Source organism: Stenotrophomonas sp. JC08 (genome assembly GCF_052180205.1).
GTDB lineage: Bacteria > Pseudomonadota > Gammaproteobacteria > Xanthomonadales > Xanthomonadaceae > Stenotrophomonas.
This window is the reverse complement of sequence record NZ_CP197473.1, coordinates 3,461,686-3,477,842: the sequence shown is the minus strand read 5'-3', so window position 1 is coordinate 3,477,842 and position 16,157 is coordinate 3,461,686. Positions and strand designations below refer to the sequence as shown.

The 16,157-nt window shown below is 65.8% G+C and carries 8 protein-coding genes and 1 pseudogene; 3 read left to right on the top strand and 6 right to left on the bottom strand.

Annotated features, from left to right (window positions below; translation table 11 throughout):
- Positions 1-466 precede the first annotated feature (466 nt).
- Positions 467-3,580: pseudogene (locus ACSBPQ_RS15940) on the top strand (type I restriction endonuclease subunit R).
- A 148-nt stretch (positions 3,581-3,728) separates the two neighbouring features.
- On the opposite strand, the gene ACSBPQ_RS15935 reads toward ACSBPQ_RS15940, so the two are convergent.
- Both ACSBPQ_RS15935 and ACSBPQ_RS15930 read right to left on the bottom strand, forming a co-directional pair.
- Positions 3,729-3,860 (bottom strand): hypothetical protein, encoded by a 132-nt coding sequence (locus tag ACSBPQ_RS15935; RefSeq protein ID WP_442683039.1) that lies wholly within the window; start codon positions 3,858-3,860, stop codon positions 3,729-3,731.
- Positions 3,861-4,105: 245 nt separating this feature from the next.
- On the bottom strand, positions 4,106-6,091 hold the full coding sequence (locus tag ACSBPQ_RS15930) for a UvrD-helicase domain-containing protein (protein WP_442684608.1): 1,986 nt from the start codon (positions 6,089-6,091) through the stop codon (positions 4,106-4,108).
- A gap of 133 nt (positions 6,092-6,224) precedes the next feature.
- Here ACSBPQ_RS15930 and ACSBPQ_RS15925 point away from each other — a divergent pair, with 133 nt between their 5' ends.
- Positions 6,225-6,845 (top strand): thymidine kinase, encoded by a 621-nt coding sequence (locus ACSBPQ_RS15925; protein ID WP_442683038.1) that lies wholly within the window; start codon positions 6,225-6,227, stop codon positions 6,843-6,845.
- 102 nt (positions 6,846-6,947) lie between these two features.
- Here ACSBPQ_RS15925 and ACSBPQ_RS15920 read toward each other — a convergent pair whose 3' ends face one another.
- Together ACSBPQ_RS15920 and ACSBPQ_RS15915 are read right to left on the bottom strand one after the other, a co-directional pair.
- Positions 6,948-7,790, bottom strand: coding sequence for a glycoside hydrolase family 16 protein (locus ACSBPQ_RS15920; RefSeq protein WP_442683037.1), 843 nt, complete (start codon positions 7,788-7,790; stop codon positions 6,948-6,950).
- A gap of 166 nt (positions 7,791-7,956) precedes the next feature.
- Complete coding sequence (locus ACSBPQ_RS15915; protein ID WP_442683036.1) at positions 7,957-10,536, bottom strand: glycoside hydrolase family 3 N-terminal domain-containing protein; 2,580 nt, start codon at positions 10,534-10,536, stop codon at positions 7,957-7,959.
- 195 nt (positions 10,537-10,731) lie between these two features.
- On the opposite strand from ACSBPQ_RS15915, the gene ACSBPQ_RS15910 reads away from it, so the two are divergent.
- Positions 10,732-11,808 (top strand): LacI family DNA-binding transcriptional regulator, encoded by a 1,077-nt coding sequence (locus ACSBPQ_RS15910; RefSeq protein ID WP_442683035.1) that lies wholly within the window; start codon positions 10,732-10,734, stop codon positions 11,806-11,808.
- 92 nt (positions 11,809-11,900) lie between these two features.
- Here the strand turns inward: ACSBPQ_RS15910 and ACSBPQ_RS15905 are convergent, their stop codons facing one another.
- Positions 11,901-13,361: an MFS transporter gene (locus ACSBPQ_RS15905; RefSeq protein WP_442683034.1), complete on the bottom strand. Its 1,461-nt coding sequence runs from the start codon at positions 13,359-13,361 to the stop codon at positions 11,901-11,903.
- Between the two features lie 110 nt (positions 13,362-13,471).
- The gene (locus ACSBPQ_RS15900) at positions 13,472-16,117 is read right to left on the bottom strand and encodes a TonB-dependent receptor (RefSeq protein WP_442683033.1); all 2,646 of its coding nucleotides are present in this window, start codon (positions 16,115-16,117) and stop codon (positions 13,472-13,474) included.
- Positions 16,118-16,157 lie beyond the last annotated feature (40 nt).

Below are 16,157 nucleotides of genomic sequence, written 5' to 3'. Positions count from 1 at the left end.
ACGTTGGATCATGAGACCGAATAACAGGACGGTTGCCAGCAAATTAAACCCCATTAAAACATATACTTAGATCAAGCCGACGGCATTGATGTCGTCGACTTGATCGTACCTCCAGCCTCTTGTTGCGAAAACGTCTGCAATGACATGCAGATGCTGAGCCTGGCAGATGGCGATGGAACCCGCGCTCCTGGGGAAATACTTCCCAAAAATCCCAGACTTGAACTGCTGCAAAGCCAGGGAGCAAGAATTGCAACGCGTAATACCATGTACTTTTCTGGGGTGAGAATTCATTCAATCGCTGCGGTTGGCAGAGGGCTTCCAAACATCTGAAAGCCATGTGTGGCAAGGGCTTGCTTATTTAGTCGCTATTGCTGTTGGGGCCTGGGGAGGGTCTGACGGCTACCCGGACAGGGCGGATGCAGGGGCGCATGGCCCATCGTCAGGAAGAATCAAGGATCGAGCAGTAATGACCGAAGACCAACTGGAACAGGAGTGCCTTGGCTGGCTGGATGAGCTGGGCTACACGCACCTTTACGGGCCGGACATTGCCCACGACGGCAGTGACCCGCAACGCGAGAGCTACCGCGACGTGGTGCTGGCACCGCGCCTGCGCAGCGCCATTGCCCGGCTCAACCCGCGGGTGCCGCTGGCCGCGCGCGAGGATGCCTGCAAGCAGGTGCTGGACCTGGGCGTGCCGGTGCAGCTGGCGGCCAACCGGCTGTTCCACCGGCTGCTGGTGGGCGGGGTACCGGTGCAGTACCAGGTCGATGGCGAAACTCGCGGCGACTTCGTGCGCCTGGTCGACTGGGCAGATGTGGCCGCCAACGACTGGCTGGCGGTCAACCAGTTCAGCCTCCAGGGCCCGAAACATACCCGCCGCCCGGACATCATCGTGTTCGTCAACGGCCTGCCACTGGTGCTGCTGGAGCTGAAGAACCCGGCCGATGTGAATGCCGATATCTGGAAGGCCTTCGAGCAGCTGCAGACCTACAAGGAGCAGATCCCCGACCTGTTCCACTAAAACCAGATCCTGGTGATCTCCGACGGCAGCCAGGCACGCATGGGTTCACTGTCGGCCGATGCCGAGCGTTTCATGAGCTGGCGCACCATCGACGGTGAGACGCTGGACCCACTGGGCCAGTTCAACGAGCTGGAAACCCTGGTTCGCGGTGTGCTGGCACCGGAGCGGCTGCTCGATTACCTGCGCTACTTCGTGCTGTTCGAGGATGACGGCACGCTGGTGAAGAAGATCGCCGGCTATCACCAGTTCCACGCGGTGCGTGCGGCAATCCAGCAGGTGGTGGCTGCCTCGCGTCCCGGTGGCAGCCACAAGGGCGGCGTGGTCTGGCATACCCAGGGCAGCGGCAAGAGCATCACCATGACCTGCTTCGCCGCGCGGGTGATGCAGCACGCGGCGATGGAGAACCCGACCATCGTGGTGGTTACCGACCGCAACGACCTGGATGGCCAGCTGTTCGGGGTGTTTTCGCTGGCGCAGGACCTGCTGCGCGAGCAGCCGGTGCAGATCGTCAGGCGCGGCGAACTGCGTGAGAAGCTGGGCAACCGGCCCAGCGGCGGCATCGTGTTCACCACGATCCAGAAGTTCCTGCCGGGCGAGGACGAGGACAGCTTCCCGGTGCTGTCCACCCGCCACAACATCGTGGTGATTGCCGACGAGGCGCACCGTACCCAATACGGCTTTGCGGCGGCGCTGAAAGCCCCGGCCGACAACCCCGGCCTGCAGGTGGCCGAGGCGCCAACGCGTTACCAGGTGGGCTATGCCCAGCACCTGCGCGATGCGCTGCCCAATGCCACCTTCGTCGCCTTCACCGGCACGCCGGTGTCCAGCGAGGACCGCGACACGCGGGCGGTGTTCGGTGACTACATCCACGTCTATGACATGCAGCAGGCGCAGGAAGATGGCGCCACCGTGGCCATCTACTACGAATCGCGCCTGGCCAAGCTGTCGCTCAAGGACAGCGAGCTGCCAGCCATTGATGCGCAGGTGGACGAGCTGGCCGAGGACGAGGAGGAGGATCAGCAGTCACGGCTGAAGAGCCGCTGGGCCGCGCTGGAGAAGGTGGTCGGCGCCTCGCCGCGCATCCACAGCATCGCCGCCGACCTGGTGGCCCACTTCGAGGAGCGCAACCAGGCGCAGCACGGCAAGGCCATGGTGGTGGCGATGAGCCGGGAGATCTGCGTGCACCTGTACGACGCCATCGTCGCACTGCGCCCGCAGTGGCACGACGAGGACCCGGAGAAAGGTGCGATCAAGATCGTGATGACCGGCAGCGCCTCGGACAAGGCCCTGCTGCGCCCGCACATCTATCCGGCGCAGGTGAAAAAACGGCTGGAGAAGCGCTTCAAGGACCCCGCCGACCCGCTGCAGCTGGTTATCGTGCGCGACATGTGGCTGACCGGCTTCGACGCGCCTTGCGTGCACACCCTGTACGTGGACAAGCCGATGAAGGGGCACAACCTGATGCAGGCCATCGCGCGGGTGAACCGGGTGTTCAAGGACAAGCAGGGCGGCCTGGTGGTCGACTACATCGGCATCGCCAACGAGCTGAAATCCGCACTGAAGGAATACACCGCCAGCAATGGCCGCGGCCGCCCCACCGTAGATGCCCATGAAGCCTGGGCGGTACTGGAAGAGAAGCTGGATATCCTGCGCAGCCTGCTGCACGGCTTCGACTGCAGCGCTTTCCTCACTGGCGGCCACAGGCTGCTGGCTGGCGCTGCCAACCATGTGCTCGGTCTGGAGGACGGCAAGAAGCGCTTCGCCGATACCGCGCTGGCAATGAGCAAGGCCTTCACCCTGTGTTGCACGCTGGATGAGGCCAAGGCGGTGCGTGAGGAAGTGGCCTTCTTCCAGGCCATCAAGGTGATGCTCACCAAGCGCGAGATTAGCGCGCAGAAGAAGACCGACGAGCAGCGCGAGCTGGCGATCCGCCAGATCATCGGCAATGCGGTGGTATCCGGCGAGGTGGTCGACGTGTTCGAGGCGGTCGGCCTGGACAAGCCGAACATCGGCCTGCTCGACGAGCAGTTCCTGGCCGAGGTGCGCAACCTGCCCGAGCGCAACCTGGCGGTGGAACTGCTCGAGCGCCTGCTGGAAGGTGAGATCAAGAGCCGCTTCAAGACCAACCTTGCCCAGGAGAAGAAGTTCTCCGAGCTGCTGGCCGGGGTGATCAAGCGCTACCAGAACCGCTCCATCGAGACCGCCCAGGTGATCGAGGAGCTGATCGAGATGGCCAGGAAATTCACCGCTGCCAGCCAGCGTGGCGAGGCACTGGGCCTGAACGAGGACGAGCTGGCCTTCTACGACGCGCTGGCCAACAACGAGGCCTCGGTGCGCGAGCTAGGCGACGCGGTACTGGCGCAGATCGCCCACGAACTCACCGCAAGCCTGCGCGCCAACGTCAGCGTGGACTGGAGCAACCGCGAAAGCGTGCGCGCCAAACTGCGCATCCTGGTGCGGCGCATCCTGCGCAAGTACAAATACCCACCCGACCAGCAGGAAGAAGCCGCCCAGCTGGTGCTCAACCAGGCCGAGACGCTGTGCGAGGCGTGGCTCTAGTACCAAGGTAGCCGTCCTGCTGACGGCAGCCGCTCAGGGCGGCCGGTGGCGTGGAGGCGGACTGGAAGCCACAGTCGCCGCCCTGCAGCAGCAACTGGAAGCGCTTCAGCCCCGCCTGGGCTGAACCTGTCGCAGGGAGCGGACGCGCTCACAGGGTGAGGTAGAACTCGACCTTGCCGCAGTGCGGGCAGGCGTGCACGTCGAAGCTCTCGCGGTTGCCGAGCAGGTGCCCGGCATCGACGAACACGCCATGCCACTGGCTGCCCTCGTGCAAACGCATCCGGCGCAAGAACTGCATCGGCGTCTGGCAGCGCAGGCAGTGAGTTCTCGCACCTGCGCCGGGTCCACGCCCGGCGGCAGGAAGCCGGGATCGGGCGGGGTGCCATCGACATGGGTGCCGCACTTCCAGCACACGTCAAAGCCGGGTTCGACGGTCTCGCCGCACTGCATACAGGCCGTCATGCCGTTTCCCCTGCTCGATGGTGGCGCCCAGCGTATCCAACCGCAGCGACGCAGGTCAGCGCTTCAGTCGTCAAACAGCGCCTCGATCGCCGCAAGCCCGGCCTTGGCGCGCTCCTGCTTGTACGCGGCATCGGCGACCGGATCGGCACCATCGCGCTGGATCTCGGCCGCCGGCAGCTCGGCGAAGAAGCGGCTGGGCTTGAGCCGGATGTGCTCGCCGAACTTGCGGGTGAGCTTGCTGTAGCTCATCCACAACTGCACCTTGGCGCGGGTGATGCCCACATACAGCAGGCGCCGCTCCTCCTGCAGGTTGCCCTCGTCCAGGCTGACCTGGTGCGGCAGCACGCCGTCCTCGCAGCCGACGATGAACACGTACGGAAACTCCAGGCCCTTGGACGCATGCAGCGTCATCATCCGCACCTGGTTGCCGCCATCGTCCTTGTCGTTGCGCGAGATCAGCGCCAGCTGCGCGGCCATGTCGGCGGCGCTGGCACCGCGCGGACCGCTCTCGAACCACGACGCCAGCTCTTCCAGGTTATTGGCCCGGCGCTCGTAGCTGCTGGTGTCCTTGGCCTGGTTGCGCAGCTCGGTCAGCAGTCCCGAATCCTTGGCCACGCGCCGCACCAGGTCGCCCGAGCTGAGCTGGCGCATGTCCATGCGCAGCGCGCGCAGAATGTCGGTGAAGCGGCTCAGGCTGTTGGCCGCACGCGGCGTGAGCTGCGCCAATGCGCCCATGCTTTCGGCGGCCTGCGCCATCGGCATGTCCTTGGCCGAAGCCAGCTCGGCCAGCTTGGCCAGTGTGCCGGCACCGACATCGCGCTTGGGCGACTGCACCGCGCGCATGAACGCGGTGTCATCGTCCGGATTCACGATCAGCCGCAGCCACGCCAGCGTGTCCTTCACTTCCTGCCGTTCCAGGAACACCGTGCCGCCGTTTAGGTGGTAGGGCACGCCGACCAGCTGCAGCGCCTTTTCCAGCGGCCGCGACTGGAAGTTGCCGCGGAACAGGATGCAGAAATCGCTCCAAGGAATCTTGCGGCTGGTGGCCAGGAAATGGATCTCTGCGGCCACTTTTTCCGCCTCATGCTCGCTGTTGCGGCACTCCCACACGCGGATGCGCTCGCCGTCGGCCTGGTCGGACCACAGCGTCTTCAGGTGCTCGTGCGGGTTGTGCGCGATCAGCGCATTGGCCGCGCGCAGCACACGGTTGGAGCAGCGGTAGTTCTGTTCCAGCTTGATGATCTGCAGGTTGGGGTAATCCACGCCCATCTGCTGCAGGTTTTCCGGATTGGCGCCGCGCCAGGCGTAGATGGACTGGTCGTCATCGCCCACGCAGGTGAAGTTGCCGCGCGGCCCGGCCAGCTGCTTGAGCAGCCGGTACTGGGCATCGTTGGTGTCCTGGCATTCGTCCACCAGCAGGTAGCCGATGCGCTCGCGCCAGGCCAGGGCGATGTCCGGGTTTTCCTCCAGCACCTGCACCGGCAACCGGATCAGGTCGTCGAAGTCGACCGCGTTGAACGAGGTCAGCCGCGCCTGGTACAGCGCGTAGACCATCGCCGCGTTCTTCTCTCGACTGCTGCGCGCCGCCATCGCCGCCTGTTCCGGCGACAAGCCCGCGTTCTTGGCGCGCGAGATCAGATTCTTCACGTCCTCGATGTCGTCAGGCTTGGCATTGCTGCCGCCGAGCAGGTCCTTGACCTGCGCGCTGGCGTCATCGGCATCGAAGATCGAGAAGTTGCGCTTCAAGCCGACATGCTGATGCTCGATCTGCAAAAACTTCAGACCCAGCGCATGGAACGTGCAGATCGTCACCTCGGCCGCGTCCTCGGCGCGCAGGCGCTTGGCCACACGCTCGCGCATTTCCTTGGCCGACTTGTTGGTGAAGGTGATCGCGGCGATGCGCTTGGCCGGATAACGGCCGCTGCCGATCAGATGGGCGATCTTCTCCACGATCACGCGCGTCTTGCCGCTGCCGGCACCGGCCAGCACCAGCAAGGGGCCTTCGGCGTGCACCGCCGCCGCGCGTTGAGGAGGGTTCAGGGAGTCCAGCATGGAGCAGTCAACTGAAAAGGAGTGGGGAGTGAGAAAAACAGGAGCGCCTCCGCGGCGGGTATTCTGTCACCCCGCAGGGCCGGCTGTTGCCTTTGCCCGCTTCCCCCTCCTCTTCACGCACTTCTGCTGCATGGCCAAGCTCTACTTCTACTATTCGGCAATGAATGCCGGCAAGACCACCACCCTACTGCAGTCGGCGCACAACTACCGCGAGCGCGGCATGCGCGTGGCGATCCTGACCCCGCGCCTGGACCACCGTGCTGGCAGCGGCGTGGTCGCCTCGCGGATCGGCCTGCAGGCCGACGCCATCAGCTTCGAGCAGGAGACCGACCTGCAGCAGCTGGTCGAGCGCGATATCGCCGCGCACGGGCGGCTGAACTGTGTGCTGGTGGACGAGGCGCAGTTCCTGAACCGGGCGCAGGTGTGGCAGCTGTCGGAGGTGGTCGATGAACTGCGTATTCCGGTGCTGTGCTACGGCCTGCGCACCGATTTCCGCGGCGAGCTGTTCGAGGGCAGCCAGTACCTGCTGGCCTGGGCCGACGAGATGCAGGAGATCAAGACCATCTGCCACAGCGGCAAGAAGGCGACGATGACCGTACGCGTGGATGAAAACGGCTTCGCCGTGCACGACGGCCCGCAGGTGGAGATTGGCGGCAATGACCGCTACGTGTCGGTCAGCCGCGCCGAGTTCAAGAAGATCACCCGCGGCGAGGGCCGCATCGAGCCGATGCAGGCGCCGCTGCCGTTGTAAGGCGCGCCTTGGCGCGCGAAGGGGCTTTCATGCAGTCCCTGCCGTAACAGCACGAGCACAGAGTTCAAGCGACGAAACCCCGTCGCCCACCAAGGTGCGCTCCTACGGCGTTTCCGTTTCAGGGAGGACCGGCTTCGCTGCCGGGTCACGGGTGGCGCAGCCGCTGCCGTCGGTATTGCCGCTGTTGCAGCGGTAAACGCGCACGTAGTCCACCAGCATTGTTTGCGGGTAAGCATTGCGGTCGATGCCGGTGGTGTTGACCTTGCCGGCCCAGTCGCCGCCGACGGCAAGATTGAGCAGCAGGTGGAATTTCGAGGCGGCATCGAACGGCGCGCCGGGCGGTGCGTCCATCCAGTTGCCCTTCGCATCCTGCCGCTGCGAGTACCAATGCTCGGCACGCTGGCTGGCGTAGTGCACGCCATCGACATACCAGCGGATTTCGCCTTGCTCCCACTCCAGCGCGTAGACGTGGAAACCGTCTGCGGGGTTCGCGCCATCAGGCAGTTGGTACCACGTGCCTGTGTGCACGTTGCCCGGTGGCGGGCGGCCGTAGTGCAAGGTGCCATGCAAACGGGTTTCCGGGGTACCCGGGGCTGCATCCGGCAAGTCGGTCGGTGTGCCCAGGTTCACCGCTTCCATGATGTCGATTTCGCCGGAGGCCGCCCAACCGCCGTAGGGCGAATCGGTCGGCAGCATCCAGATCGCCGGCCAACTGCCCTGCCCCGCCGGCAACTTCGCGCGGATCTCGAAGCGGCCGAAGGTCCACTCCTGTCGCCCCTTGGTGCGCAGCCGCGCCGATGTGTACGGCAGCATGGCGTTGATACGGCCCCGGCCATCCGGCGTGGCCGGGGCGCTCCAGCGCTCGCGGCGGGCGACGATGTGCAGCAGCTCATCGGCCCGCCAGGCGTTGGGGCCCGGCGAGCAGTCGCGGGCGGGGTGCAGCACTGCTGTTCGTGGTTGCCGCCGCCCCAGCAGTTGCTTTCCAGCTCCCATTTCGACAGGTCGATGGCGTTTCCGTCGAACTCGTCTCGCCACACCAGCTCCCAGCCCGGCGACGGCGCTTGCACGCCATCACCGGACAGTAGCGCCGCCGTCAGCAGCAACGCCGGGCTCATGGTGCCGGGCACTCGACCTTGTGGTCGTAGTCGGTGCCGAGGCTCACCTTGGCCAGCGACAGGCGCAGGCCGGCGCTGCCGCGCAGGGCGAAAGGCATGTCCAGCCTGGCGGTGTCGGCGCCGGTGTCGCGCAGGCACTTGAGCGGCACGCCAAGGCGCGCCCACTGGCCCTGCGGCAGCTTGGCCAGCGCATTGCCGATGGCGAGCTCGCCACTGCAGCCGGTGCCGCAGGTGGCGAGGTAATCCACCTTGGCGCCGGCCGGCAGCGCATCGACCCGCACGTTGGCGATCGCCAGTACGTCGCCGTTGGTTTCCCGCACCAGGTCCAGTGGCATATTCGCGCGCAACTCGAGGCGGCCGTGACCGTTGAACGCGAACTGGCGCGCGCCTTCCTGCACCTCGGTGTTGACTGCGGTCATCACCACCGACCCATCGGTGGTCGCCGCGTTGGGATGCACGATATCCATCGCTTCGCCGTCGGCGCCGGTCAGCCGCAGGACCAGGCCGGTGGTCGCCACGCCGCGATCGAACCAGACGCTGGTGCGCGAGGCGTCCGGGTCGATGCCCGGGTCCTCGGACAACGCCGCCAGGTCGCCATTGTCGGCGTAGGTCAGGCCATGGCCGTAGGCGAACTGCGGGTCGTAGCCCTTCTGGCCGACGTTGTTGGCGTAATGGTCGGCGCGGCGCGGCCAGGAGAAGCTCAGCTTGCCGTGGAAGTCGTATTGCACGCCGCCGTCGGGCCGGCGCAACAGCACATCGGCGACGCCCGCGCCTTCCGAACCCGGCAGCCAGGCGGCGACGAAGGCGTCGGCGGCGTTGATCTCGCGGTTCATCCACAGCGGTCGGCCGCTGAGGAACACCGCCACCACCGGGATGCCGTCGGCCTTGAGCTTCCTGATCAGCTCCAGGTCGCCCGACTTGCCGCCCTTGAACATCAGGTCGGGCAGGTCACCTTGGAACTCGGCGTACGGCTCCTCGCCAAACACCACCACCGCCACGTCCGGCCTGGCCTGGTAGCGGCCATCGACGGCCAGCTCGGCCTTGCCGCCGGCCGCTTCCACCTGCGCCTTCATGCCGTCCCAGATGGTGTCGGCATTGGGGAAGTCGGCGCGCTGGGTGCCGTCCCCCTGCCAGGTCAGAGTCCAGCCGCCGGCCTGCTTGGCCATGTTGTCGGCACCGTCGCCAGAGACGAGCACACGCTGCTTCGGCGCCAGCGGCAGCACGCCGCCCTGGTTCTTCAGCAGCACCAGCGATTCACGCACCGCCTGGCGCGCGACGGCGCGGTGTTCAGGGGCGCCCAGCAGCTCGAACCTGCCGCCCAGCGCGCGCGCCGAGGGTTTCGGTTTCTCGAACAGGCCCATGCGGAACTTGGCGCGCAGGATGCGCCGCACCGCGTCGTCCAGCCGCGCCATCGGCAGGGTGCCGTCCTTCGCATGTGCCAGGGTGCTTTCGTACATGCCCTTCCAGCTGTCCGGCGCCATCGCCATGTCCAGCCCGGCGATGTAGGTCTGCGCGCAGTCGGTGTTGCTGCAGCCCTTGACCTGGCCGTGGCCGTTCCAGTCGCCGACGACGAAACCGCCGAACTGCATGCGCTGCTTCAGCACGTCGGTCAGCAGCGGCTTGTGGCCGTGCATCTTTTCGCCGTGGAAACTGTTGAACGAGGCCATCACCGACTGCGCACCGGCGGCGATCGCCGGCACGTAGCCGGCAGCGTGGATATCACGCAGCTGCGCTTCGCTGACCGTGGTGTCGCCCTGGTCCTTACCGTTGCCGGTACCGCCATCGCCGAGGAAGTGCTTGACCGTGGTCATCACGTGGTGGTCATCGAGGAAATCGGCTGCGCCGGCCTTGCCCTGCAAGCCTTCGACGAACACGCCGGCATAGCTGGCCACCAGCGCCGGATCTTCCGAATAGCCTTCATAGGCGCGGCCCCAGCGGTCGTCCTGGGGCACCGCCACGGTCGGCGCGAAGGTCCACTCCATGCCGGTAGTGCGGGTTTCGGCGGCGGTGATGCGGGCGATCTCACGCAGCAATTCCGGATTGCGTGTGGCGCCGAGGCCGACGTTGTGCGGGAACAGCGTGGCGCCGACCACGTTGCTCTGGCCGTGCATGGCGTCGATGCCCCAGATGATCGGGATGGCCTTGCCGCCGCCTCGGGTATCCATCGAGGCTTCCCAGAAGGCATCGGCCAGCGCCAGCCATTCGGCCGGGCTGGCGTTGTACCTGCCGCCCGGATCGGAGCCGCCGCCGGCCAGGATCGAGCCGAGCCGATACCTGCGCACGTCCTCGGGGGTGACGCTGGCGATATCGCCCTGCACTACCTGGCCGACCTTCTCCTCCAGCGTCATCGCCGCCACGAGCGCGTCGATGCGTTTTTCCATCGCCGGGTCCAGCGCCAGTGGCCAAGCCGGCTGCGGCCAGTGCGCGGGGTCGATGCGGACCGGTGCGGCGGCGTCCTTCGATGCCGATGCGGCAACGACAGGCGCGCAGGCCAGCGCCAGCGCGACGCCAAGCAGGAGCGGGCGCAGCCGTCGACGATCTGTGCGGGGGCGGGAGTGTGGAAGGCTGGGCTTCATGGGCGAGGGTCTTCCTGGACGGAGGGCTGGAGGAACGCACGATTGTGCAGAACACCATGACAGCGTTGTCAGGCAGCTGCAGAATAGCGCCAGTGCGCGATGATGGCTTGCTGCATAGCGGCACGCCGCATTGCGGATAAAGTTGCACCTGTATCCATGTGCGTTGGCACCTGCCAGGCGGAAACCGGGAACCATATGACTGGCAAGAAACGGGCGGCGGCCGAATCCACGCAGGCGACCGCCGGCAAGCCCGGACGCGTGCGCATCGAGGACGTGGCGGCGACGGCTGGCGTGTCGATGAAGACCGTCTCGCGCGTGCTCAACAACGAACCGAACGTATCCGAGCGCACTCGCACGCTGGTCGAGGCGGCGGTGGAGCAGCTGCGCTACCGGCCGCTGCCGTCGGCGCGCGTGCTGGCGGGTCGGCGCTCGTACCTGGTGGCCATGCTGTTCGACAACCCGTCCTCGAACTACCTGATGGAGATCGAGCTGGGCGTGCTCGACGCCTGCCAGGCGCAGCACTACAACCTGATGCTGGCGCCGCTGGTGTACGACGCGGCGGACATCGTCGGCAAGGTCGAATCGCTGATCATGCAGTCGCAGCTGGACGGTATCGTGCTCACCCCGCCGCTCACCGACGATACCGCGCTGCTGGAACGGCTGGTCGACCTGGGCATTCCGTACTCCAGCATCTCGGCCAAGGAGCCGAACCGGCATGTCGGCGTGGTGGTGGACGAGATCGGCGCAGTCTGCGCGCTGATGGCGCACCTGGCCGCGCTCGGGCACACCCGCATCGCGCACATCAAGGGCCATGCCGCGCACGGCGCCGCCATGTGGCGCCTGGCCGGCTACCGCGAAGGTCTGCGCCGGGCAGGCTTGCGCTACGAGGCCGCGCTGGTGGTGGATGGCGAGTTTTCCTACGAATCCGGCTATGCCGGGGCCAATGCGCTGCTGGACCTGCCCGATCATCCCACCGCCATCTTCGCGGCCAATGACGATATGGCCGCAGGTGTCATCTGTGCCGTCTGCGAGCGCGGCCTGTCTGTCCCCGGGGACATCTCGGTCTGCGGCTTTGATGACACGCCTATCGCCCGGCAGATCTACCCGGCACTGACCACCGTGCGCCAGCCTACCCGTGAAATGGGGAAGCTGGCCGCCGCCGAGCTGCTCAAGGAAATCCGCGAGATGGGCAGCGGTGGCGTGGTGGACGTGGCTTACACCTTGCAGGTGCGGCGTTCAACCGGACCGGTGAAACAGCGGGCACCGAAATAGGCGGGGAACCCATGGAACAGGCCGTACGCACCGGCGCTTGCCTGGGCACGGCCTCTGGCTCCGTTTTTCTTCCACGGGCCCCGCGCTTGAGCTCAATGCCCGCCTTCTGCCGCCAACTGGTCCAGATCGATACCCTGCCGGCGCAAGGTGCGGGTGGCGGCAACGGCGTAGAACGCCAGATAGGCGAAGCACAGCACGCCGACGATGAAGCTGTGATGCACCCCTACCTTGTCGGCCAGCGCGCCCTGCGCCCAGCTGACGAGGCCGCCCCCCATGATCATCATCACCAGCAGGCTGCTGCCTTGGTTGGTGTTGTTACCCAGCCCGGTGATCGCCAGGGTGAAAATACACGGCCACATCGTGCTGCAGAACAGGCCGACACTGATGAAGGCGATCACGCTGAGCATGCCGGTGGTGAACATGCCCACCAGCTGCGCGATGATTCCGCACAACGCGAAATACAGCAGCATCCGCGCCGGATTGCCCTTGCTGGCCAGGGTGGCCAGGATCATCAGCACGATCACCGGCGCATAGTGGTAGAACCGGGATACGTCATGGCCGGAGATCGCATTGACCGCCAGGTACACGCCGAAGGCCACGAACGGCAGAACCAGCATGAGCAGCTTCTTTGTCCCCGCCCTGACATCGAAAGCGCCTGCCGCCCCGCCCCAGCGACCGATCATCAGACTGGCCCAGTAAAGCGACACGAACGGCGCGATCAGCGAGGTGTCGATACCAAGCCCCCCCTTCTCTACCGGCAGCTCCAGATAGGCCGGCAGATTGTCGATGGTGGAAACTTCAACGCCGACGTAGAGGAAAATGCCGATCATGCCCATGACCAGCTGCGGGTAGGCGAACGCTGATTTCTTGTGGATCAGCCGGCTGCTGTCCTGCGCCTCGGTTTCGGACAGCTTCTCCAGGTCGAAGTGGTTGGGCACCGAGGAGAATTTCAAGAACAGCGCCACCAGCACGAAGGCCGCGCCCAGCACCAGGTAGGGCGTCTTGACGCTTTCAATGCTGGCCTCGGTATTGCCGGCAGCGACGCTGCCGAAGATGGCGATGCTCACCAGCAGCGGACCGACCGTGGTGCCCAGGTTGTTGATGCCGCCCGCCATGGTCAGCCGCTGCGAGCCGGTGGCCGGATCGCCCATGATGATGGCCAGGGTGTTGGCGGCGATCTGCTGCAGCGAGAAGCCCAGGCCGACGATGAACAGGCCCGACAGCATCAGGGTGAACGAGCCCAGGTTGGCCGCCGGGTAGAACAGCAGCGCGCCCAGCGCCGAGATCAGCAGGCCGACGCAGATGCCGTTCTTGTAGCCGATGCGGTTGAGCACATCCACGCCCATCGCCTTGGAAACGCCCGCGTAGATCAGCGAGCCGACCGTGTAGGCGACGTAGAACGCGATCGCCACGTACATGCTCTGCGCCTGGGTCAGGTCGAAGGCTTTCTTGAACACCGGGATCAGGATGCCGTTGCTGGCGGCGACGAAGCCCCAGAAGAAGAACACCGTGATGAGTACACCGAACTGCGACCAGCGGGTTTTTTGGGTCATGGCTCTTCCGTCATGGCGGAATGTTGGCGTCATGCGTGGCGTTGCCCACGCGCATCCGCAACGCGGCGACCGGCAAAGGCCGGCCGCTGCGGGCGGTCCATCCTGTCACATCAAAACTGGTAGCGCAGACGCAGCCCGTAGCTGCGCGGATCGTTGAGGAAACGCACGTTGATGCCCGACCCGACCAGCGCCTTCTGCGAAATGTCGTTGTCCAGCAGGTTGTTGCCCCAGGCTTCCACGCGCCAGTGTCCGTCCAGCGTGGTCAGGCCGATGCCGGCGTTGACCGTGGTGCGGGCGCGTTGGCGGTCGGGGAAGCCGGCTTCGACGGCGCCTTCGATGTAGTCCACCGTGCCGGCGGTGTCGGAGATGAACACCACGTCGCGGTTGTTGTACTGGGTCAGGTAGTAGGCCGAACGGTATGAGGCCAGCAGCTGCCAGTCCAGGGTGCCGAACGGCAGTTCCATGGTGTGCTGCAGGCGCGCATTGAAGGTCAGCTTCGAGGCCAGCGGCAGCTCGTTGCCCGACAGGTCGATAATCGAGGTGATGCCGCCGGCGCCGTAGTTCTGGCTGCGCACGTCGGCCACCTTGCCTTCCTTGATCTCGCTATCCAGCCACAACGCGTTGAGGTTCAGCATCACGTTGCCGGGGAAGCGCAGCACGCTTTCCAGCTCGACGCCGTACACCACCGACTTGCCGACGTTGCGGTTGACCAGGGAGTAGCCGGTGGCCTCGCCGGTGGACGGATTGGTGGCGATCACCGCCAGGTCCTGGAACACCTGGTCGCTGTAGTCGTAGTAGAAACCGCTGGCGTTGAAGGTGGAGGTGCGGCCCAGCATCTGGAACGAGTTCTTGCTGCCGATCTCGTAGGCGACGATGGATTCGGGCTTGAACGTCTCCGGGATCTCCTGCGGATCGAAGGTGTCGTTGAAACCGCCGGCCTTGTGGCCGCTGGAGATCAATCCGTAGAGCAGGCTGTCGTCGGACACGTCGAACTCGAAGCCCACGCGCCAGTCGGTGAAGTTGAACTTGCTCTTGCCGAACTGCTGCGCCGGGATGCCGCTGACCTGCACCCAGCTCTGGTAGGGGCAATCGACGGTGTCGCCGCCGATGTCCGGGCGGTCCACGCAGCCGAACGCGCCGCCATTGGGTACGTCGCCGATCTGCTGCTGGATGGTGTCGTTGCGGCCATGGGCGAGGATGCCCTGCAGCAGGAAGCGCGCCATCTCCGCCTGCGAGGTGATGTTGCTCACGTCGAAATTGGGGCGCTTCATGAACGCCGGCTCGAAGCCCGGCGTACCGAGACGGGTGGAGAAATCGCCGCCTTCGCCCGGCAGGCCCAGCGCCCAGTTGCCGCCGATGCCGTAGCGCGACTTCTCTTCCTGGGTGTAGCGCAGGCCGCCCTTCAGGCGCAGGCGGTCGGTGACGTCGAAGGTGCCATCGGCGAACGCGGCCGAGGAACGGCCGTTGACCTTGGGCATGGTGAATTCGGTGCCCGAATACCACCTGCCCTTGTCCACCAGCGACAGGTAGCCAACCTGCTGGTCCTCGTTGAAGTGGAACAGGCCGGTGGTCCAGCGCAGGCGCGTGTCGTCGGCCGAGGACAGGCGCAGCTCGTGGATGTAGGACTGCGACTGGGTCATCCAGTACTGGGTGGAATAGTTGTCGTAGTCGACGCCGCCGGGATTGGCGGGCGAGACCGGCTCGATGTTGCGGTCCGGCCACAGGATGCCTTCGCTCTGCGCGTTGGTCTGGCGGTAATCGACGTCGCGGTAGCTGGCGTTGTATTCCAGCGCCACCGGGCCGAAGTCGTAACGGACGTTGGTCTGCGCGCCCCAGTTGGTGCTGTCCAGCGTGCCCTGGGCGCCGCGGTAGACGATCTTGCGCAGGTCCAGGTCCTCGGGCAGGTAGCCGGCCTCGGCGGCGGTGTAGACCGTGGCGCCCGGGTAGCCGGTGCCGCCTTCCTTGCCCATGTCGGCCATGGCGAACACCGACAGCTTGTCGTCGGGCTGGTACAGGAACGACACGCGCGCGCCGTGCTCGTCCTGGATGCCGGCCGGGTCAAGCTCCTGCATCCTGCCGGCGTTCTCGAACGACGAATCCTTCTCGACCTGGTAGCCGGCCACGCGGATCGCGGCCCAGCCGCCCAGCGGCATGTTCAGCGCGAACTCGCCGCCGCGGTGGTCGCGGTTGCCCGCCTCGGCCTGCACGTAGCCACCGAATGCCTCCAAATCCGGGCGCTTGGTGATGATGTTGAGCGTGCCGGCCAGTGCGTTGCGGCCGCGTAGCGTGCCCTGCGGGCCTTTGTTGATCTCCACGCGCTCGATGTCATAGAACATGCCGCCCAGGCCGCGCGGGCGCGGGATGTAGGCGCCGTTGATGTGCGGCGCGGCGCCCGGATCGCCCAGCTCGGTGTTGTTGGACGAGCCGACGCCGCGTATGAAGATTTCCAGGTTGCCCTCCTGGTTGGCCATGCTCAGGCCCGGCACCAGCGCCTGGATGTTGCGCAGCTCGTTGTTGATGCCCAGCGCGCGGGTGTCCTCGGCGGAGATCGTCTGCGCGGTGCCGGCGTACTTCTGCAGGTCCTGTTCCCGCCGCTCGACGGTGACGATCACCGCGTCGAGCGTGGAGGCATCGCGGGTTTCGGTCTTGCCCTCCTCCTGCACCGATTGCGCGGCGGCGGGCAATGCGGTGGCGGTGGTGATCAGTGCAGCGAAGATCGCACGTGCAAGCGCGTGTTGACGGCATTGGCTGGTCATCTGGTCTCTCTCCCCAAGACTTTCGGAATGTTTGTGACGG

Excerpts from the sequence above, each read along its gene's own strand:
- ACSBPQ_RS15935 (WP_442683039.1), bottom strand. The coding sequence starts at position 3,860 with ATGCGTTTGCACGAGGGCAGCCAGTGGCATGGCGTGTTCGTCGATGCC.
- ACSBPQ_RS15925 (WP_442683038.1), top strand. The coding sequence starts at position 6,225 with ATGGCCAAGCTCTACTTCTACTATTCGGCAATGAATGCCGGCAAGACC.
- ACSBPQ_RS15915 (WP_442683036.1), bottom strand. The coding sequence starts at position 10,536 with ATGAAGCCCAGCCTTCCACACTCCCGCCCCCGCACAGATCGTCGACGG.
- ACSBPQ_RS15910 (WP_442683035.1), top strand. The coding sequence starts at position 10,732 with ATGACTGGCAAGAAACGGGCGGCGGCCGAATCCACGCAGGCGACCGCC.
- ACSBPQ_RS15905 (WP_442683034.1), bottom strand. The coding sequence starts at position 13,361 with ATGACCCAAAAAACCCGCTGGTCGCAGTTCGGTGTACTCATCACGGTG.
- ACSBPQ_RS15900 (WP_442683033.1), bottom strand. The coding sequence starts at position 16,117 with ATGACCAGCCAATGCCGTCAACACGCGCTTGCACGTGCGATCTTCGCT.